We start from the raw sequence: 19,644 nt of genomic DNA, 5'->3' as shown, positions 1-19,644 counted from the left end.
ATGCCGCCCGGCCACCACCGCCCAGCCACCGCAGCTGCGAGCCCCGCTCCCGTCAGCTGCCACCCGCTGAGCCGCGCAGACGACTCACCGATTCTGCGCTCAGGACCGATGATCATGCCCGCCATCGGTCCTGAGCGCAGAATCGGCGACGCGCGGAGCGGTGGCGCGCGCGGAGCGGCGCGGGGAGCGCGCTGAGCGGCACCGGCCGCCGGGCACTCGTCGCGGGCCGCGGCTCAGCTGCCAGTCAGGCGATCCAGCCGATGTTGGCGACGCCGGAGCCGTCGGCCCCGGCGCGGGCGGAGCTGATCACCAGGGCCATGGCTGCGGCGCCGGGGTCGATGACGCCCTGGGCGGCGTCGCCGACGTAGCTGGCACGGCCTCGACGCGCGATGGTCTGCGCCGTGGCGGTGGCCCCGGCGACCGCGGCATCCTCCGCCGCGAACAAGGCCTCGACGGCGGTCGTCTCCGCATCGGCCTCAAGGGCCGTGCGCAGGGCGGTGACGGCCGGGTCGAGCGAGTCGATCATCGTCTTGTCGCCCACCTTCGCCTCGCCGTAGCGCTGCACGGTGGCCTGGCCGGCGGCGAGCGCGTGGGCGAACTGGGCGATGGTGGGCACGGCGGCGTCCGCCTCCTCTCCCGCCTTGGCGAGGTCGCGGAAGAACATGCCGAAGAGGGGCCCGCTGGTGCCGCCCACGCCGAGCCATGCCATGTACAGGGCGGTCAACCATTCGCGGTAGCTGCTGGGTTCGTCGGCCTCGAGGTTCCGGTCGAGGTGCTTCATGGCGGTGCGGACGTTGGTGCCGAAGTCGCCGTCGCCGGCGCGGCGGTCGAGGTCGCCGAGCTCGTCCGCGGAGCCCACGAGGGCCTCGCGCAGGGTGAGGACGAAGGCGCGCCCGAAGCTGTCGGGGAGGGTCCTGTGGGGGGTCTGATCGTTCATGGGGTAGTTCCTTACCAGGTCAGGGCGGGGGTGCGCACGGGAGCATCCCACAGTCGGCTCTGCTCGTCGTCCAACGGCATCAGAGTGATCGAGATGCCGTGCATGCCCAGGCTGGTCACGTAGGAGCCGACCAGGGAACGTTCGATCGACACCCCCGCATCGGCCAGCTGGTGGTGCAGCGAGCGGGCTGCGAGCTGCAGCTCGAGCGGGTAGGTGCCGCCGAGGCCGTTGACGATCGCGAGCACCTCCTCGCCGCGGTGGAGGTCCAGCTCCTCGCGCAGCGGCTGGACCAGCAGCTCGACCAGTCCGTCGGCGTCACGGAAGGGGACCCGGCCACGGCCGCGTTCGCCGTGGATGCCCACGCCGAGTTCGACCTCGTCATCGTCGAGGGTGAACTGCGGCTCGGCGTCCCCGGGATGGGTGCCGGCGGAGAGGGCGAGGCTCATGGTGCGGGCGCGGGAGGCGGCGCGGCGACCGATCGCGGCGACCTCGGCGAGGTCTGCCCCGGCTTCGGCGGCGGCGCCGCACAGCTTCTCGACGATCACGGTCGCGGCGGTGCCGCGGCGGCCGGGGCCGTCTTCGTCACCGGTGTCGGTGGCGAGGTCGTCGTCGACCAGCACCATCTCGGTCTCTACTGCGTCGTCGCCGCTGATCTCGCCCGCAATGCGGAAGTTCAGCACGTCCCCGGTGTAGTTCTTGACGATCTGGACCACGCCGCGGCCTGCGTCGGCCGCCTTGGTGGCTTCGAGGACCTGCAGGGCGGTGGGGCTGGCGAAGATGGCGCCGGCGACCGCGACGTCGAGCATCCCGGTGCCCACGAAGCCGGCGTGCAGGGGCTCATGACCGGAGCCGCCGCCGGAGACCAGGCCCACCTTGTCGGTGGCGGGCTGGCGGCGGGTGACGAAGCGGTGCTCCGCGTCGAGGGCGAGCATGAGGGGGTGGCTGAGCACGAGACCTTCGAGGGCCTCGGGGACCAGGTCCTCGGGATCGTTGACGATGCTGCGGCGCATGGTGCGCTCCTTCCACAAAGCAGGTGCCGGCGACAGCTCGACACTATCCTGGCGTGATGCACACCACCGCAACTCGTCGCAGCTCGCGGCTGCTCGTGATGCTCGCCGGCCTGCTGATGCTGGTCCTGGTGGGCGCACCCTCGGCGTATGCCTGCGACTGCATGGAGCTGACCTTCGAGGAAGCCGCGGCGAATGCCGATCTGATCGCGGACATCACGATCGAGAGCGAGATCGAGGACGTCGAGGGCGAGGTCACCTACTTCGCGGTGGTCGACACGGTGTGGAAGGGCGAGGAGTCCCGCACCATCGAGTTCACCACCCATGAGTGGGTCGCTTCCTGCGGACTGGGCAGGATCGAGGCGGGCACGAGCCTGCTGGTCTGGGCTTCCGGGAAGGACGGCTCGTACAGCAGCACCTGGTGCGCTCTACCGGCGGACGGCGGCCCCGATGACCCGGAGCGGCTCACCGAGCTGCTGGGCGATCCCGCGGACCTCACCGATCAGCCCGTCCCCCAGCCCGGTGAGCCGGGCGGGCCCCCAGAGCAGTCCATGCCGGCATGGGCGCTCCTCGGCCTGGGCACGGCCGGACTGGCGGTCGGGGTGCTGCTGGTGCGGGTGGTCGCGCTCACGATCGCGCTGTTCCTGATCCGGCGCCGTTGACAGCCTGAGGGAACCGACGGGGCCGACGGGGCCGACGGGGCCGACGATCGCCACCCGTGTGGGATCGCTCCCACGGCTGTGACCTGCGCACCGGTTGTTCACCTGGCGTCCATGGAACCCGTCGGGTGATCGCGTACGGTGCCAGGCATGCGACTTCTCCTGATCCGTCATGGCCAGACTCCGAGCAATGTCGAGGGGATCCTCGATGCGGGCTATCCCGGGCCCGGGCTGACTGCCCTGGGCCGCGCACAGGCGCAGGCTGTGCCCGATGCCCTGCAGCACGAGACGATCCAGGGTCTGCACGTCTCCCGCCTGCTGCGCACCCATGAGACCGCTGCGCCGCTCGCCGCCGCCCTGGACATGAGCCCGCGGCTCACCGAGGGGCTCGAGGAGATCGTCGCGGGCGACTTCGAGATGCGGCGCGACGAGCAGGCCGTCGACGCCTACCAGGACAACCAGGCGCGATGGAGCGGGGGCGAGCTCGACGGCTCCCTCCCCGGTGGGGAGACGGGACACGCCTTCCTGGACCGCTTCACCCGCGCGCTGCGCCACATCGCCGGGCTCTACGCCGAGGATGCGACCGTCGCGCTGGTCAGCCATGGTGCGGCGATCCGGGTGTTCGCCTCACTGGCCGGGCAGCTCGGCGCCTCCACCCGCCACGACCGCCCGCTGTACAACACCGGCATGGTCACCCTCACCGGCCATCCCGACGAGGGCTGGGTGCTCAACGACTGGGTCAGCACCCCGATCGGCGGCACCCACCTGCTGGGCGATACCGAGCATGACGTCACCGCAGACCAGCACGCCGAGGCGGCTGTCTGAGCGACCCGGTATTCGGCGGCGGCACACACTGCCCGGGCCGCACCTTATGGTGAGCGTTTGACCACCTGCTCACCGGCGGAGAGGGGACCCCATGGGACTCGAGCACATCGGACTCATGTTCGTGATCGTCCCGGCGGTGATCGGCATCATCGCCCTGCTGATGATGCTCAGCGCCGTGCGGGATCTGCTGCGCAATGCCCGATTGACCACTCGGGGGCAGCAGGCCCGCGGCATGGTCATCTCGTCGCAGGTCCACGTCTCCGGTGACCGCGACAATCGGAGCTCGACCATGGTGGAGACGATCGAGTTCACCACCGATCGCGGCCAGCAGATCCGCACGAACCCGGTGCGTGGCGACGTCGGCATGCTGGATCGCACCGGCCAGGAGGTCGTGGTGTTCTACGACCGCGAGCGGCCCGAGCGGATGATCGCGCCGAAGAACGGTCGGAGCCTGTCCTGGTGGCAGCCCGTCACGAGGATCGGTTTCTCGCTGGTGATGCTGGTGTTCCTCAGCGGGTTCGTCGTCTTCACCCGGGGGATATTCCACGGCTTCCCGTTCTGAGCCGACGGGAGCCCGGCCGCGCAACGAGCACGACCGGGCTCCGGTGCGAGCTGCCGCCCGGGCGCACGACCCGAGGAACATCGCTCGGGAGTCAGCTGCCAGATGCCAGCTGCGTGGATCAGTCCTCGAAGAGGATCACCTGTCGCACGGCCTTGCCGTCGGCGAGCTTGTCGAGGGACTCGTTGATGTCCGCGAGCTTGATGCGGTCCGAGATCAGCTCCTCGATGGGCAGCTTCCCCTGTCGCCAGAGGTCGAGGTAGACGGGGATGTCGCGGGAGGGGACCGCCGAGCCGAGGTAGGAGCCGACGATGGTGCGAGCCTCGGCGGTGAGCCCCAGCGGGGCGATCGTCGAGCGGGCATCGGGTGAGGGCAGCCCGATGGTGACCGTGGTCCCGCCGACGCCTTCCTGGTGCACGCGGACGTCTCCGGGGAGCTCGCCTCCCGCGCGGTCGCGATCATCACCGATGAGCAGGTCAGAGCGCTGAGCAGCCTGCACTACGAGATGATGGCCGCGTCCCTGCGCGATGATCTGACCACGCTCGAGTCGCTCAACAACTCCTTCCACCGTTCGCTGAACCTGGTGGTGGATGCGCCGCTGCTGGACCGGATCGTCGGCCTGTGCTCGAAGTACGTGCCCCGCGGCTTCTATGACGGGATCGAGGGCTGGCCGGAGGCCACCCGTTCCGAGCACGATGCGATCATCGAGGCGCTCCAGGCCCGTGACGCGGAGGCCGCCCGCGCGGCGGTGCGCTCGCACATCCTGCATTCGGGCGAGCTGCTGGCCGAGCATCTGCGTGCGGCGCTCGAGGCCCAGCTTCAGGAGGAGACGGGCTGACGCTCCGCGGAGTGGTTCTGCGGGGTGTGGCCAGCCTGCGCTGAGGCTGCATGCGCTGACGCTGTCTGTGCGGAGGCCGCCAGCGCAAGAGCTCCCTGGTCTCCGTCGGCCCGCACGCCCTCCATTTCCGCGCGGAGGAATTCCGGGCGAGGCACCTTGGTGGTCAGCGCGCTGATCCCGGCCAGCAGGATGATCAGCAGCATCACGCCGATCAGCACCGCCCAGCCGGAGAGGTCGTAGGCGATGGCGACCAGGCCGCCGACCACGCCGCTGCCCAGGTAGAAGAACAGCGTGTACAGCGCGCTGGCCTGGCTGCGCGCCTGGGGCGAGCTGGTCGCGCCCACGGTCGTGACCGCCGCGGAGTGCGCCATGAAGAATCCGGCGGTGAAGATCACGACCCCGGCGACGACCGCCGCCAGGTGCGGGACCAGGGTGAGGGCGAGGCCCAGGGCGGTCAGGGCGAGGGCCACCAGGTCGGTGCGCACGAAGCCGAACCGGGGCAGCCACGTGCCGGCCAGGCGGGAGCTGAACGTTCCTGCGAAGTAGGCGAGGAACACGAACGCGGTCCAGGTGGGCGAGAGGTGGAACGGCTCGGCGGCGAGCCGGAACCCGATGAGGCTGTAGAAGCTCACCATCACTCCGGTGAGCAGGAGCCCCTGCAGGTTCAGCCGGCGCAGGTGCGGCTGGGCGAGCGCGGCCCGGATCCGGGACCACTGGCTGGCGCGTGCAGCGGGACTGCTGGTGCGCGCCGATGAGCTGGCCGCGGATGGCCTGGCAGCGGGGACCAGGGCCGAGCCGGCGGCGGGCACCGGGGCGAGCAGGGCGAACAGGATCGCGCACAGCAGGCTCAGGCCGCTGATCACCATCAGCGCGCTCTCCCAGCCCAGCCATTCCCCGAGCGGCCCGGCCAGGAGCCGGCCGCCGGCGCCGCCGATGGTGGTGCCGGAGATGTAGGTGGCCAGGGCCACGGCGGCGCGGCGGCCGCTGAGCAGGTCGTACACATAGGGCACTGCGAGCACTGGGACGCCGCCCAGGAAGATTCCTGCGAGGAGGCGGCCGGCCAGCATCACCTCGAGCGTCGGCGCGAGGGTGGCCAGGAGCATGAGGAGCACGCCCGCGATGGTGGCGATGCGCAGCGCCTGCAGGCGGCCGATGCGGCCCGCCGCCCACGCCCACGGGAACACGCCGAGGGCCACGCCGATCGTGCCGGCGGAGACGACCCACGCGGAGTCTGCGGCGCTGATACCGAAGTCGGCGGAGAGGCTGGGGAGCAGCCCCTGGACGGCGTAGAGCTCCGCGAAGCTGGCGAAGCCCGCGAGCAGCAGCACCAGGGCGAGCCGACGGGTGGAGACCTCGGGCCGTGCCGAGCCGCGCGGCGCCACCGATGCGGAGGGAAGCGGGGCTCCACCGACCTGCGAGGCGCCCTGCGCGGCGCCTCGCGCCGTGCCCTGCGTGGCGGTAGCGCCGGATGCGGGGCTCGGCGCGGGCGAGGAAGACATCTCGCCATGGTATGCAAACCCCGGGCGCATGACTAATACTGATTCGCCGACGTCACATACACTGCGAGTATGAATCAGTCGGATGCGCGTCGTCTCCTGCCCGACCTCCCCGTCCTGGTCGAGCTCGCTCGCACCGGAACGATCTCCGAGGCCGCTCTCGTGCTGGGGATGCAGCAGCCCTCTGCCAGCCGGGCCGTGGCCCGGTTGGCAGAGCACGCCGGCGTGCGGCTGACCGCGCGACAAGGGCGGTCCGTCGTCCTCACCGACGCCGGGCGCCATCTCGCGGAGGCAGGCACCGAGGCGCTCGCACTGCTCGAGAACGGACTCATCGCCGCGCGCCGCCAGGCAGGGACGGAGAACGCCCTGATCAGTATCAGCTATCAGGCGGCGTTGGGCGAGAGCTACCTTCCCCGCGCGATCGCGCACTTCCGCACCTTCCGGCGCACCACCCGGTTCCAGCTGAGCCATGGGTCGCGGCGCGGGACCCTCGATGCGGTGCGGGACGGCTCCGCGGATCTCGCCCTGGTCGCGGAGCCGGAGAACGTCCCCGGTGGCCAGGTGGCGGTGCTCTTCGATGAGCCGTTGGTGGCTCTGGCCTCCACCCAGCATCCGATCGCGAGGCTCCAGCGCCCGCTCCTGCCCGAGGACCTCCGCGCCCACGAGCTGGTGATCCTCAGCGCCGGGTATGGGCTGCACGATTCGATCGTCCGCCTGCTCGCCGACGTCGGCGGCCTGCCCGAGAGCGTCTTCGAGGTCGACGACTACCGGGTCGCCCAGGGCCTCGCCGCCGCAGGGGTGGGTGTGACCGTCCTGCCGCCGAGCGCCGTCACGCACGCCGCGGATGTCGTCGAGCTCCCGATCGCCCACCCCGAGGCCCGGCGCACCATCGGTGTGGTGACCGGGCCCGATCCCTCACCGATCGTCGAGGACTTCGTGGACGTGCTGCACATCGCGACCCGCGGCCACCGACGAGCGCCGGGGACCGCGACGACGGCATGACCCGCCGTGCTCACCAGCGCGGGTGGATGCTCTCGCGCAGCAGCTGGTCGTAGGTCTCGCGCACGGCGGCGTCGAAGCGGCCGAGCACCTCGGCCTGCTCGGCGGTGGGGGCGCTGCCGGCGGCGGCGTTGCGGCGGGCCTGCTCGCCGCTGCTGGCGCCGGGGATCGCGGCGGTGACGCCAGGCTGCGCGAGGATCCAGCGCAGGCTGGCCTCGGCGAGCGGCATCGCGCCGTCGAGGGCCTGCTCGAGGCGGGCCACGGTGGTGAGGCCGGTCTCGTAGTCCACGCCGGAGAAGGTCTCGCCCTGATCGAAGGCTTCGCCGTGGCGGTTGAAGCTGCGGTGGTCGTTCGCGGCGAAGCTGCTGCTGGGCGAGAACTTGCCGGTCAGCAGGCCGGAGGCGAGGGGGACGCGGGCGATGATCGCCACGCCCTTCTGGCCCGCGAGCGGGACCACCTCGTCCAGGGGCTTCAGGCGGAAGGGGTTCAGGATGATCTGGATCGAGGCGAGGTGCTCGCGCTCGAGGCTGATCAGCGCCTCCTCACAGGTCTCCACGCTCACGCCCCAGGCGGCGATCTTCTTCTCCGCCGCAAGCGCGTCGAGCACGTCGAACACGCGGTCCTCGCGGTAGATCGCCGGCGGCGGGCAGTGCAGCTGCACCAGGTCCAGGGTGTCCATGGCGAGGTTCTGCCGCGAGCGCTCGACCCAGGCGCGCAGGTTCTCCTCGGTGAAGGTCTCCGGGGCGAAGGGGTCGGCGCGGCGGGAGGCCTTGGTGGCGACGAACGGAGCCTCCGCTCCCCCGTCGACGGCGGCGGCGCGCATCGCGCCCACCAGCTGCTCGCTGCGGCCGTCGCCGTAGACGTCGGCGGTGTCGAAGAAGGTCACGCCCGCATCGAGCGCGGCGCCGAGCACGGCCTGGGCGGAGTCGTCGGTGACGTCTCCCCAGTCGGCGCCGATCTGCCAGCAGCCCTGACCGATCACGGAGAGCGGGCGGCCCAGACGGGCGGGGGTGCGGTACTGCATGGACATCGTCGACCTCGCATATGTTCGGCAAGCCGCCGGGGGCGGCACTCGACAAGCAGTGTCCCAGGCCATGGAGCTTCTGCGGGAATATGGTTCACCGAAGGCGGCTCCGAGCGCCAACGCTCAGCGTTTCGGCTCCCCCGGATCCTTCGCCTCCCAGGCATGAACGTGGCAGGACGGGGCCGATCCGGCATGATGAACCGTGCGGGTCCGCCCGATCTCGGTGCGAGCCGACATCTCCCGGTCCGCGAGCGCCGCTCCCGGGGAACGATTCCCGCACAATCGACGCGCGCTCCGCACGACGCGTTACGCACCACGCAGCACGCAGCACGCACCACGACAGCGATTCCATGAAAGAGACGGAGGCCCGGTGACCACACGATCCGCCTCCGAACGCCCCAGCATCCGCCAGGTCGCGGAGAACGCCGGGGTCTCCCACATGACGGTCTCCCGGGTGCTCAACGGCCACACGAGCATCAAGGAGAGCACCCGCGAGAAGGTGCTCGCCGCTGTGGAGGAGCTGGGGTACCGCCCCAACATCGCCGCCCGGGCCCTGGCCACCCAGAAGACGCTGCGGATCGGCGCGATCGTGGAGACGGAGGCGGAGTTCGGCCCGGCGAGCGCCCTGCGGGCGATCCATCGCGCGGCTCGGCAGCGCGGCTATTCGGTGAGCTCGATCGCGCTGGACGAGGATGATTCGGCCGACGCCGCCCAGGCATTGCGGCAGCTGACCGGTCTCGGCATCGATGCGCTGTGCCTGGTCACCCCGCGCTCCTCCTCGCTCGCCGCCCTGCGCGCGCTGGCCGCGGAGATCCCGGTGCTGGTGGTCAAGCCCGAACGCGAGGAGGAGCTGCTGCGGGTGTGCGTGGACCAGCAGCTGGGGGTCACGATGGCGGTGGATCACCTCGCGGCGCTGGGCCACCGCGACATCCTGCACGTCTCCGGCCCGATGGACTGGCTCGACGCCCGCGCCCGGGAGCGGGCCTTCCGGGCACGCACCCGCTCCTGGGGGATGCCGGAGCGGCCCATCGTGGCCGGGGACTGGTCCGCAGATTTCGGCTACGACTTCGCCGTCGGCCTGCAGCGCCGCCCGGACTACACGGCGATCTTCGCGGCGAACGACCAGGTGGCACTCGGGATCGTGCACGGTCTGCACGACCGTGGGATCAGCGTCCCGGGGGAGCTCAGCATCGTCGGCTTCGACGATGCCCCTTTCTCCCGCCATTCCATCCCGCCCCTGACCACGGTGCGCCAGCCCTTCGAGATGCTCGGCGCCGCGGTGGTGGACGTGCTGCTGGCAGCGATCGAGGGCCGCCCCCTCCCGCAGCGCACGAAGATCCCGCCCGAGCTGATCGTGCGCCTGTCCACCGCGAAGGCACGGGAGACGCCGTGAGCACGGAACGGGCGTCGGAGCGGGCGGCGAAACCCGGAGCCGGATGGGCAGCGAAAACAGCAGCGGGGCGGTCAGCAAGACCGACAGCGGGACGGGCGGCGGATGCTGCTGTGGCGGTCGAGATGCGGGGCATCACCGTGGACTTCGGCCCGGTGCGCACGCTCCACGGGGTGGATCTGGTGCTCCGCCCCGGCGAGATCCATGCACTGATGGGCGAGAACGGCGCCGGGAAGTCGACCCTGATCAACGTGCTGGCCGGGGTGGTCCATCCCAGCTCGGGCAGCATCCGCCTCGGGGGCCAGGAGGTGCGCTTCTCCTCAGCGGCCGACGCCCAGGCCGCCGGCATCGCCGCAGTGCTGCAGGACGTGCCGCTGTCCCAGCACCTCAGCATCGGCGAGAACGTGATGCTCGGCCATGAGCCCTACGGCCGCCTCGGCATCCGCTGGGCAGAGCTGCATGACCGCGCCCATCAGATGCTCAGCGAGCTGGGCCTGGCAGAGCTGGACACCCGCCAGCCGCTGCGGTCGCTGTCCCCCGCGCTGCGGCAGCTGGTCTCGATCGCGCGTGCCATGGCGACCGGTCCCCGGGTGCTGCTGCTGGACGAGCCGACCTCGAGCCTGGACTCGGCGGAGGTCCAGCAGCTGTTCATCGTGCTGCGCCGGCTGCGGGACCAGGGGGTCGCGATGGTGTTCGCCTCCCACTTCCTCGAACAGGTCCTCGCCCTCAGCGACCAGCTGACGGTCCTGCGCGCGGGCACCCGGATCGCACAGTTCCCCGCCCATCAGGTCGAGCGGGCGGAGCTGATCGCACTGATGATCGGGCGGGATCTGCAGGAGCTGCGCCGGATCGGCTCGCTGCGCCAGGAGCATCGCACGCATCCCGAGGGCCGGCCGTTCTACAGCGTGCGGGGCCTGGGCCAGCAGGACGTCCTGTCCCCCACGGATCTGGACCTCCACCGGGGCGAGGTGGTGGGGATCGCGGGGCTGCGCGGCTCCGGGCGTACGGAGCTCGCGCGGCTGCTGGCCGGGGGTGAGCGACCGGACTCCGGCCGCGCGGAGGTGGACGGGGCCGAGGTCTCCTTCGCCTCCCCCGCCGCGGCGCTGCGCCACCACATCGCGATGGCCAGCGAGGACCGGCTCGGCGAGGGGGTGATCGCGGGGCTGAGCATCCGCGAGAACATCACGCTCGCGCTGCAGTCGATGCGCGGCTGGGCGCGGCCGATGTCCCGCGCCGAACGGGATGAGCTGGTGGCAGCCTATATCGACGAGCTCGGGATCACTCCGGCCGATCCAGCCACCCCGGTCGAGCTGCTCTCCGGCGGGAACCAGCAGAAGGTGCTGCTGGCCCGCTGGCTGGCCACCCGGCCCCGGATCGTGGTGCTGGACGAGCCCACCAAGGGGATCGACATCCGTTCCCGGGTGGAGATCCAGTCCCTGATCGCGCGCCTGGCCGCGAGCCACGTGGGGGTCGTCATCATCTCCTCGGACCTCGATGAGCTGATCCGGCTCAGCGACCGGATCGTGGTGATGAAGGACCGGGTGAAGATCGGCGAGGTCAGCAACGGCCCGGGGCTGAGCGTGGACACGATCGTGGAGATGATCGCGGCCCCCGCCGAGGAGGACGACGACCTTCCGCCGATCGGCGAGGTCGCGCCCGGCTGAGCCGTGCCCGCGCTGCCGCTCCGCCCGACCGCCGGCCGTCCACACGGCCGCTCCGCACGTCCCGCAGCTGTTCGCGGCGTCGCTCCCCCGCCCCGCGACCGTGTCCGTTTCGTCCGTCCCGCGGCCGTGTCCGTTTCGTGATGTGACCTACCTTGCACTCCGCCATGTTCCCGGTAACATTTGTGGAACATGGCGCGGCAGTCCGCCGTCCCCCTCTCGCCCCCGCCCCCGCGCCCGGTCTCGATACCGGGCAGGCGCCCACGGCGCCCTCGATCTCAAGGAGGAGATCATGACTACCACTCGTCGTACCCTTCTCGGCCTCGGTGCCGCCGGCCTCGTCGGCACCGTCCTGGCCGCCTGCTCCTCTGATGACTCCGGCAGCGCCGGCGGCGGCTCCGGGGGCGGCTCCGGCGGCGACTCCGGTGAGCTGATCACGATCGGCTTCGTCGCCGTGGGCCCCGAGGGCGCCTGGCGCCAGGCCAACGAGGAGAACGTCCAGGACACGTTCACCCAGGAGGCGGGCTTCGAGCTGAAGTACGCCCCCGCCACCAACCTCGACCAGAAGTCCCAGATCGACGCCTTCACCTCCTTCGTGGATGAGGGGGTGGACGTGATCCTGCTGTCCGCCACCGAGGGCTCCGGCTGGGAGGAGTCCCTCAGCCGCGCGCAGGAGGCGGAGATCCCGGTGCTGCTGATCGACCGCGGCATCGAGCCCGACGACGCCTCCCTGTACGTCACCCGCCTGGCACCGGACAACATCGCCGTGTCCACCTCGGTCGCCGAGTGGGCGCTGGAGACCTTCCCGGACGGCGCGAAGTACTTCGTGCTCGAGGGCCCGGCCGGCGTCTCCGTGGTCAACGAGCGCAATGAGGGCTGGAACGCGGTGATGGAGGGCGAGTCCTCCTTCACGAACCTCGGTGCGCAGACGGCGAACTGGTCCACCGAGGAGGCCAAGAGCGTCTTCGAGACGGTGCTGAAGTCCAACAGCAACGACGTCCAGCTGGTCTTCGCACAGAACGACGAGATGGGCCTCGGCGCCGCGCAGGCGGTCGAGGAGGCCGGACTGGTCCCGGGCGAGGACGTCAAGATCGCGACCATCGACGGCACCAAGGCAGCGCTCGAGGCGCTCGCCGCCGGCACCTTGAGCTTCGTGGCGGAGTACAACCCGCTGTTCGGCGACCAGGCGCTGGAGGCGGTCAACACCGTGCTGGACGGCGGCGAGGTCGAGTCCTACATCCAGGTCGAGTCGACCACCTTCGACTCGCCCGAGGCCGCTGAGGAAGCACTCCCGGACCGCAAGTTCTGAGCAGCAGGCGGCCCCGTCCTTCGACCCGAAGGGTCGAAGGTCGGGGGCTCCCCCCCCGCACCGGGATGGGCCAGACCAGGACGTCTGTCCAGCCCGGCGCACACCAGAGCGCCGCGCAGAACCCCACCGCACCTGATCGCCGCTGCCCGCAGCACCCACGGAGAGGCACCGATGCCCGCACCACCGATCGTCGAGATGCAGGACATCTCGATCTCCTTCCCCGGGGTCAAGGCCCTCGACGGGGTCGACTTCCGGCTCTTCCCCGGCGAGGTCCACGCCCTGATGGGCGAGAACGGCGCGGGGAAATCCACCCTGATCAAGGCGCTCACCGGGGTGTACAGCATCGACGCGGGCACGGTCCTGGTCGCCGGGACCCCCCAGCGCCTGCACGGCACGGCCGACGCCCAGGCCGCCGGGATCTCGACCGTGTACCAGGAGGTGAACCTCTGCACGAACCTGTCGATCGGCGAGAACGTGATGCTCGGCTATGAGCTGCGCGGGCCACTGGGCATCCGCTGGGGTGCCACCCATCGACGGGCCTCCGAGGTGCTGGCGAAGGTGGGGCTCGGCGGGCTGGACCCGCGCCAGCCGCTCTCCTCCCTGTCGATCGCGCTGCAGCAGCTGGTCGCGATCAGCCGCGCCACGGTCACCGACTCCACGGTGCTGATCCTGGACGAGCCCACCTCGAGCCTGGATTCGGCGGAGGTCGCGCAGCTGTTCGCGGTGATCCGCTCGCTGCGGGATGAGGGGGTCGCGATCCTGTTCGTCTCCCACTTCCTGGACCAGGTGTACGAGATCAGCGACCGCCTCACCGTGCTGCGCAACGGCGTGTTCCAGGGCGAGTTCATGACCGAGGAGATCAGCCAGGGCGCGCTCATCTCCACCATGGTGGGCAAGGAGATCGGCGCACTGGATTCGCTCGAGCGCGCCAGCGCCCGCCGCGAGGTGGACCGCACCGGCACCCCCGTCTACAGCGCCGAGGGCCTCAGCCGCACCGGCTCGCCCGAGCCGACGGACGTCACCTTCCACGCCGGGGAGGTCCTCGGCATCGCCGGCCTGCTGGGCAGCGGCCGCACCGAGCTCGCCCGCCTCGTCTACGGGGCGGACAAACCCGAATCCGGCACCGTGCAGCTGCGCGGCGCGACCACCTCGATCTCCTCCCCCTCCCAGGCACTCGCCGCCCGCATCGCCTACGCGAGCGAGAACCGGCGCGATGAGGGCATCATCCGCGACCTCACCGTGCGCGAGAACCTCATCCTCGCCGTCCAGGCGGAGCGCGGCTGGGCCCGGCCGCTGCCCGCGCACGAGAAGGACGCCCTGGTCGAGAAGTACATGACTGCGCTGAACGTGCGGCCCGCCGATCCGGACCGGCCGATCAGCAACCTCTCCGGCGGGAACCAGCAGAAAGTGCTGCTGGGACGGTGGCTGGCGACCCAGCCGGAGGTGCTGATCCTGGATGAGCCCACCCGCGGCATCGACGTGGGCGCGAAGACCGAGATCATGGAGCAGGTGATCGCCCTGGCCGATGACGGCGTGGCGATCGTGTTCATCTCCTCCGAGCTCGAGGAGGTGGTGCGGCTCAGCGACCGCATCATCGTGCTGAAGGACCGCCATAAGCTGGCGGACCTCACCGTGGACGAGTCCGTCACCACCGACTCGCTGATCGCCACCATCGCCGGGGACCCCGCACCGGGCCAGCCCGGGAGCCCCCACCCCGCAGGAACAGGAGTCGGCTCATGAGCCTCGACGGCACACCCCGGCATTCAGCGGTGCTCGACCTGATCCGCCGCCCCTACTTCTGGGGGATCATCGCGATCGCCCTGCTGCTGCTGATCAACACGCTCAAGGACCCCGGATACCTGGCGGTCAGCTACAACGAGACCACCGGCTCGCTGGTCGGCAACGTCATCGACATCCTGCGCGCCGCCGCCCCGATCGCGATGATCTCGGTGGGCATGTGTCTGGTGATCGCGACGGCCGGGATCGACCTCTCGGTGGGCTCGCTGATGGCGGTCTCCGGTGCGATCGCGATGGAGTTCCTCTCCTCCGCCGGCAGCTCTCTCGGCGCCGCCGCCGGCGCGCTCGCGCTCGCGCTGCTGCTGGGAGGGGCGCTCGGTGCCGTGAACGCCGTGCTGGTCTCGGTGGTGGGGCTGCAGCCGTTCATCTCCACCCTGGTGATGATGCTCGCCGGGCGAGGTCTGGCGAAGGTGATCACCGGCGGGCAGAACACCGCGGCGAGCAACGAGTCCTTCCGCTGGCTCGCCAATGGCTATGTGCTCGGCGTCCCGGTGGTGTTCGTGCTCGCCGTGCTGATCGTGATCGCGGTGGGCCTGCTGGTGCGCCGCAGCGCACTGGGCCTGATGATCGAGGCGATCGGCATGGATCCCCGGGCCGCACGCCTGGCCGGGGTGAACCGGCGCGGGCTGCTGTTCGCGGTGTACATCGCCTCCGGGCTCCTCGCCGCGGTGGGCGGCGTATTCGCGACCGCGAGCGTGATGACGGTGGACGTCTCCAACACCGGTTACCAGCTGGAGATGGATGCGATCCTCGCCGTCGTGATCGGCGGGACCTCCCTGGCGGGCGGGAAGTTCAACATCACCGGCGCCGTGATCGGGGCGCTGCTGATCGCGACCCTCGACAAGACGGTGGTGTTCCTGGGCATCTCCTCCTCCGCCACCCCGGCGTTCAAGGCGATCGTGATCATCGCGCTGTGCCTGCTGCAGTCCCAGCGGGTACGGGACCTGTTCCGTGCCCGCCGCTCCCAGCCCGTCGGCCCCCGCAGCGAGACCCCGAAGGAGGCGGTCTCCGCATGAGCACCGCGACCACCACCCCGTCGGCGACCAGCACCCCGCCGCGCCCCTCGCTCCTGCACCGGCTGAAGAGCTTCTTCCGCGCCGACTCGCTGCCCACCCTGGCCGCGCTGGTCATCTTCGTGCTGATGCTGATCTACGGGGAGACGGCCTACGGTCGGATCTTCCAGCTCAGCACCCTCTCGAACCTCTTCATCAACAACGCCCACCTGATCATCCTGGCCGTGGGGCTCACCTTCGTGATCATCAGCGGCGGGATCGATCTCTCCGTCGGGGCGATCATCGCGCTGTCCTCCGTGTGCGGGGTGATGCTCGCCGGCACCGGGATGAATGCGGTGCTGGTCATCGTGGTCATGATCGGGATCGGCTCCGCGATCGGGCTCGCCTCCGGAATCCTCATCCAATACTTCAACGTCCAACCCTTCATCGCGACGCTCGCGATGATGTTCCTGGGGCGGGGCCTGGCCTCGATGCTCTCCACCGTGCCGGTGCGGCTCGAGGAGGGCTCCGGGATCCTGCTGCTGGGCACGAAGCTCAAGATCATCGACGGTCCGAAGGTCAACGACCTGGTCATCACCCCGGGCGTGCTGATCGCTCTGCTGGTGGTCATCGCCGCGTTCCTGGTGCTGCACCGCACCCGCACCGGCCGCACCGTCTACGCCATCGGCGGCTCCGAGCAGTCCGCCTCCCTGATGGGCCTGCCGGTGCTGCGCACCAAACTGCTGATCTACGTGATCAGCGGGACCCTCGCCGGGATCGCCGCCGTGGTCTACACCGCGCGCCTCGGCTCCGCCCAGAACATCACCGGCATCGGCTGGGAGCTCGACGCGATCGCCGCCGCGGTCATCGGCGGCACCCTGCTCACCGGCGGCTTCGGCTACGTGCTCGGCTCCGTGGTAGGCGCGCTCGTGCTGGGCCTGATGAACGTGCTGATCACCCGCGACGGCAGCATCCCCCCAGAGGCCACCACCATCATCACCGGCGGGATCCTGCTGATCTTCGTGCTGCTGCAGCGCGCGGTGATGGCGCGGCAGCGGGAGTAGCGGAGCGGGCAGAGCAGCAGCGGGGGCGGCCCGACGGGGACAGTGCGGCCGGGCGGGCAGAGCCCGGCCGCGCTGCAGCGGGTTCCCTGCGCCCCCGTCACTCCCGGCCGTCCCTCCCGGCCGTCACTCCCCGCCGTCGCTGGGCGCCTCGGACCCCTCGCCGTCCGCCGGAGGCTCGCCCCCGGGGCCCCCGCCCTGCGGTGCGTCCTCGGGCGGGGTGCCGCCGCCACCCGGGCCTCCCTCGCCACCCGCGGGGGGTTCCCCGCCAGAGCCACCCTCACCGCCGCCCCCACCGGGCATCCCGCCGGCCTCAGGCTCGGTGGTCGTGTCGATCGGGACGTCGATGCTGAAGGAGTAGCCGCCCTCGAGGTCACCGCTGAAGGCGACCAGCTGCTGCTCGTAGCCGTCGGAGAAGATCCCGTCGCTCTCGAGGGTCAGCTGATCGAGGTTCGCGGTGGAGCCGGCATAGCCCTCGAGCGCGTAGACCTCGCGGCACTCCACCTCGGGCAGGGCGATCTGGGAGGTGAGGATCGCGTTGCCGGCGTCGACGATCGAGTCGGCGTCCGGGAACACCTCGAAGTGGAGGTGGGGCCAGCGGCCAGCGTAGCAGCCGGGGAGAATGCTGGTGAAGGTGACGGCGCCCGCGGAGTCGGTGATCTGCACACCGCGCAGGTAGGTCTCGTTCTCCAGCCCCTGGGAGTACATCGAGTAGCGGCCCTCGGCGTCGCAGTGCCACAGGTACACCGCCGCGCCCTCCATCGGCACGTCGCCGCTGGCCATGTCGATGATGTTCATGGTGAGCTCGAGCGGCACGCCCTCGGCGGTGGTGTCGGAGTCGATGCTGGAGCGGAGGTCGCTGCGCTCGACGCCACTGGTCTCGAGCACGTCCGCGCCGTTGGAGCCGTCCCCCGGGTAGGGGCCGGCGGTCTCGCCGGGCATCTCCTCGAGGGCTGAGGCGGAGGTGCCGCCGCCGTCACTCGCCCCACCGCCGCTCACCCCTCCCCCGTTGCCGGCGCCGTCGGACGTCTCGGCGCTTCCGCCGGTGCAGGCGGCGAGGACCGCGGCGACGCTGCCGGCGCCGAGCACTCCGAGCACTCCGCGGCGGGAGACGAGCGTACCGACGTCGAAGGCGAGGCCCTGGTCCTCGACGTCCTCCTCGGGGTGGTGCAGGGGGCGGCCCTCGAAGCGGGTCGGAGGGTCCGTCGCCGGCGCGGCAGGGTCGTGCTCGCGGGCCTCGGGATAAGCGCGGCCGACGGGGCGGTGCGGGACATTGTCCATGGCGGTCCTCTCGGTGTCCTGTGCTGGAGCGAGAAACGTAGAACCGCTGGCTGTGGGCGTGCTGTGACCTTTCCGTGACCTTTTTGGGGTTCGGTGGGGAGTTCCCTGGATCAGCTCACGGGCTGAGCGAGGACGGCCAGCGCCTCCCGGAACCGCGCGGCGGCCACGCCGATCACCTCCGGATGCGCCCCCAGCGGGGCGCTGACGAGGTCGGCCCCGGCGCCGCCGACGAGGTTCGCGAAATGGCCCGGGGCCAGCACATAGCTCGCCGCGATCACCCTCCGGGCGCCGGCCGCACGCGCCGCGTCGACGGCCTCCGGGAGGGAGGGCGCGCAGCCCGCCCCGTATCCGATGCTCACGGGGCACGGCAGGTGGGCGGCGACCAGATCACGCATGTGCTCCACGGCACGGGCGGCGGCCGGGTCGGAGGAGCCGGCTGCGGCGAGCACCACATGATCGCCGGGGCGATGCCCGGCATCTCCCTCGCTGACGGCGGCGAGTCGGTCCCGCAGCGCCCGCACCAGAGCCGGGTGCGGGCCGAGGGCGGGGGCGGCGACGGCGCGGGGATGGGGCTCGACGGCCGCGGCGATGTCCACGGAGGTGTGGAAACCGGTCGAGAGCAGCAGCGGCACCACCACCACGGGGCCCTCCGCGGCGGCGCGCGTGACGACGCCCGCGACCTCAGGCTGCTCCACGTCGACGTAGGCCTCGCGCACCTCGGCGTCCGGGACGGCGCGGGCGAGCTGCTCCCGGATCCGGGCGATCACGGCGCGGCCCGCGGCGGAGCGGGTGCCGTGGGAGCAGGCGATCAGCGCGGTCATGAGTCCTCCTGCGCCGTCGGGGCGGTGGGATCGAAGTGCTGTATGACGGCGCGCGCCAGCGCGCCCATCCGGCTGCGGGCGGGCAGCAGTGCGGGCATCCCGCGCGCTTCCAGGGGTGCGGCGGTGAGGGGGCCGACGGCCGCCATGACCAGCTCACCGGCGCGGGTGCGGGCGGCGATCGCCGGCAGGGCGCCGGCCTGTTCGGCGGCGACCAGCCAGTTCTCGGTGCCGGGTGCGGCGGTGAACAGGACCGCGTCCACTGCTCCGGCGGCGGCATCACACACGGAGCGGTGCACAGCGGCGGGGTCGCGCGGTGGTCCCCAGCGGTAGACGGTCAGGGCCACCACCTCGGCGCCGGCGTCCTGGAGCGCCTCGTCGAGGCCGTCGGCCCCGGAGCCGTGGTGCTGCACGGCGGCGCGGGTCCCGGTGAGGTCCTGGCCGGCGAGGTGGGCGATCACCTCGGCGGAGGTTCCCTCCTGGGCGACCCAGTCCACGGTGAGCCCTGCCTGCTGGGCGGCGCCGCGGGCCTTGGGGCCGCGGGCGAGGACCCGGGTGCCGGCGAGCGCGGCGCGCAGCGAGGGGGCGAGACCGGCGGCGTCGGCGGCCTCGAACCAGCCGCGCACCCCCACCCCGGTGGTCGCGATGAGCAGGGTCGGCGGGAGGGCGATGAGCTCGGCGGTGCGGGCCAGCAGCTGCGGGTCGTCCACGTGCGGGATCATGCTCATTGCGGGGGCGTGCTGGATCTCGGCACCGTGGCGGATCAGTGCGGCGGCGAGCTCCTCGGCCCGGCGGTCCAGGGCGAGCACGAGCCGCCTGCCCTCGAGCGCGCTGGAGAGCTGGGGCGGGGTGCTCACGCCGCGTGCTCCGGCGTCTGCCCGCCGAGTGCGGCCATCTCGGCGAGGTCCGGCGCCGCTGACCGGTTCGGCTCCGCGAGGGCGAGCGCGGCCGATGGGCTCAGCTCAGCGGGGGCGAGCGCTGCCGACGTTTC

Annotated in this window: 19 protein-coding genes; 11 read left to right on the top strand and 8 right to left on the bottom strand. The window is 71.5% G+C overall.

Features of this window, described 5'->3' with window-relative positions; translation table 11 throughout:
• Window positions 1-244 precede the first annotated feature (244 nt).
• Together dhaL and ACTH43_RS07130 are read right to left on the bottom strand one after the other, a co-directional pair.
• Complete coding sequence (dhaL, locus tag ACTH43_RS07135) at window positions 245-937, bottom strand: dihydroxyacetone kinase subunit DhaL (protein ID WP_441444230.1); 693 nt, start codon at window positions 935-937, stop codon at window positions 245-247.
• An 11-nt stretch (window positions 938-948) separates the two neighbouring features.
• Window positions 949-1,947: a dihydroxyacetone kinase subunit DhaK gene (locus ACTH43_RS07130; RefSeq protein ID WP_441444229.1), complete on the bottom strand. Its 999-nt coding sequence runs from the start codon at window positions 1,945-1,947 to the stop codon at window positions 949-951.
• A gap of 56 nt (window positions 1,948-2,003) precedes the next feature.
• Here ACTH43_RS07130 and ACTH43_RS07125 point away from each other — a divergent pair, with 56 nt between their 5' ends.
• The 3 genes from ACTH43_RS07125 (at window position 2,004) to ACTH43_RS07115 (ending at window position 3,990) form a co-directional block, all read left to right on the top strand.
• The gene (locus ACTH43_RS07125) at window positions 2,004-2,606 is read left to right on the top strand and encodes a hypothetical protein (protein WP_441444228.1); all 603 of its coding nucleotides are present in this window, start codon (window positions 2,004-2,006) and stop codon (window positions 2,604-2,606) included.
• Between the two features lie 147 nt (window positions 2,607-2,753).
• A complete protein-coding gene (locus ACTH43_RS07120; RefSeq protein ID WP_441444227.1) occupies window positions 2,754-3,428 on the top strand; it encodes a histidine phosphatase family protein in 675 nt (224 codons plus the stop codon).
• Between the two features lie 91 nt (window positions 3,429-3,519).
• Window positions 3,520-3,990 (top strand): DUF3592 domain-containing protein, encoded by a 471-nt coding sequence (locus tag ACTH43_RS07115; RefSeq protein ID WP_441444226.1) that lies wholly within the window; start codon window positions 3,520-3,522, stop codon window positions 3,988-3,990.
• Window positions 3,991-4,108: 118 nt separating this feature from the next.
• On the opposite strand, the gene ACTH43_RS07110 is transcribed toward ACTH43_RS07115, so the two are convergent.
• A complete protein-coding gene (locus ACTH43_RS07110; RefSeq protein WP_441444225.1) occupies window positions 4,109-4,405 on the bottom strand; it encodes a hypothetical protein in 297 nt (98 codons plus the stop codon).
• Between ACTH43_RS07110 and ACTH43_RS07105 the strand changes: the two genes are divergently transcribed.
• Window positions 4,400-4,825, top strand: a complete 426-nt coding sequence (locus ACTH43_RS07105) for an FCD domain-containing protein (protein WP_441444224.1) — start codon at window positions 4,400-4,402, stop codon at window positions 4,823-4,825. The two genes, ACTH43_RS07110 and ACTH43_RS07105, sit on opposite strands and share 6 nt — an antisense overlap.
• Here ACTH43_RS07105 and ACTH43_RS07100 read toward each other — a convergent pair.
• A complete protein-coding gene (locus ACTH43_RS07100; RefSeq protein ID WP_441444223.1) occupies window positions 4,807-6,324 on the bottom strand; it encodes an MFS transporter in 1,518 nt (505 codons plus the stop codon). The genes ACTH43_RS07105 and ACTH43_RS07100 overlap by 19 nt on opposite strands.
• A 69-nt stretch (window positions 6,325-6,393) precedes the next feature.
• Between ACTH43_RS07100 and ACTH43_RS07095 the strand changes: the two genes are divergently transcribed.
• Window positions 6,394-7,323, top strand: coding sequence for a LysR family transcriptional regulator (locus tag ACTH43_RS07095; RefSeq protein ID WP_441444222.1), 930 nt, complete (start codon window positions 6,394-6,396; stop codon window positions 7,321-7,323).
• 10 nt (window positions 7,324-7,333) lie between these two features.
• Here the strand turns inward: ACTH43_RS07095 and ACTH43_RS07090 are convergent, their stop codons facing one another.
• Window positions 7,334-8,344: an aldo/keto reductase gene (locus ACTH43_RS07090; RefSeq protein WP_441444281.1), complete on the bottom strand. Its 1,011-nt coding sequence runs from the start codon at window positions 8,342-8,344 to the stop codon at window positions 7,334-7,336.
• Window positions 8,345-8,714: 370 nt separating this feature from the next.
• On the opposite strand from ACTH43_RS07090, the gene ACTH43_RS07085 reads away from it, so the two are divergent.
• The 6 genes from ACTH43_RS07085 to ACTH43_RS07060 all read left to right on the top strand — a co-directional run bounded on the left by ACTH43_RS07085 (window position 8,715) and on the right by ACTH43_RS07060 (window position 16,557).
• Window positions 8,715-9,737 (top strand): LacI family DNA-binding transcriptional regulator, encoded by a 1,023-nt coding sequence (locus ACTH43_RS07085; RefSeq protein WP_441444221.1) that lies wholly within the window; start codon window positions 8,715-8,717, stop codon window positions 9,735-9,737.
• Window positions 9,738-9,847: 110 nt separating this feature from the next.
• Window positions 9,848-11,398, top strand: coding sequence for a sugar ABC transporter ATP-binding protein (locus ACTH43_RS07080; protein ID WP_441444220.1), 1,551 nt, complete (start codon window positions 9,848-9,850; stop codon window positions 11,396-11,398).
• A 289-nt stretch (window positions 11,399-11,687) separates the two neighbouring features.
• Window positions 11,688-12,704 carry an ABC transporter substrate-binding protein gene (locus ACTH43_RS07075; RefSeq protein WP_441444219.1) on the top strand — a complete coding sequence of 339 codons (1,017 nt, stop codon included), beginning with the start codon at window positions 11,688-11,690 and terminating at the stop codon, window positions 12,702-12,704.
• A 171-nt stretch (window positions 12,705-12,875) separates the two neighbouring features.
• The gene (locus ACTH43_RS07070) at window positions 12,876-14,444 is read left to right on the top strand and encodes a sugar ABC transporter ATP-binding protein (protein ID WP_441444218.1); all 1,569 of its coding nucleotides are present in this window, start codon (window positions 12,876-12,878) and stop codon (window positions 14,442-14,444) included.
• The gene (locus tag ACTH43_RS07065) at window positions 14,441-15,517 is read left to right on the top strand and encodes an ABC transporter permease (RefSeq protein ID WP_441444217.1); all 1,077 of its coding nucleotides are present in this window, start codon (window positions 14,441-14,443) and stop codon (window positions 15,515-15,517) included. The genes ACTH43_RS07070 and ACTH43_RS07065 overlap by 4 nt, the downstream gene beginning before the upstream one ends.
• On the top strand, window positions 15,514-16,557 hold the full coding sequence (locus ACTH43_RS07060) for an ABC transporter permease (RefSeq protein WP_441444216.1): 1,044 nt from the start codon (window positions 15,514-15,516) through the stop codon (window positions 16,555-16,557). Before ACTH43_RS07065 ends, ACTH43_RS07060 begins: the two co-directional genes overlap by 4 nt.
• Before the next feature lie 123 nt (window positions 16,558-16,680).
• On the opposite strand, the gene ACTH43_RS07055 is transcribed toward ACTH43_RS07060, so the two are convergent.
• The 3 genes from ACTH43_RS07055 to ACTH43_RS07045 form a co-directional block, all read right to left on the bottom strand.
• Window positions 16,681-17,835, bottom strand: coding sequence for an intradiol ring-cleavage dioxygenase (locus tag ACTH43_RS07055; protein ID WP_441444215.1), 1,155 nt, complete (start codon window positions 17,833-17,835; stop codon window positions 16,681-16,683).
• Between the two features lie 110 nt (window positions 17,836-17,945).
• Entirely contained in the window at window positions 17,946-18,656 is a 711-nt protein-coding gene (locus tag ACTH43_RS07050) for a sirohydrochlorin chelatase (protein WP_345076034.1), read from the bottom strand.
• Complete coding sequence (locus ACTH43_RS07045) at window positions 18,653-19,510, bottom strand: uroporphyrinogen-III synthase (protein ID WP_441444214.1); 858 nt, start codon at window positions 19,508-19,510, stop codon at window positions 18,653-18,655. The genes ACTH43_RS07050 and ACTH43_RS07045 overlap by 4 nt, the downstream gene beginning before the upstream one ends.
• Window positions 19,511-19,644: the final 134 nt, after the last annotated feature.

Origin of the sequence: Brachybacterium sp., from assembly GCF_052095815.1 — a bacterium.
In the GTDB taxonomy this organism is placed as follows: Bacteria; Actinomycetota; Actinomycetes; order Actinomycetales; family Dermabacteraceae; genus Brachybacterium.
Note: the sequence above shows the minus strand (reverse complement) of the source record. Positions and strands in the feature narration are given on the sequence as shown.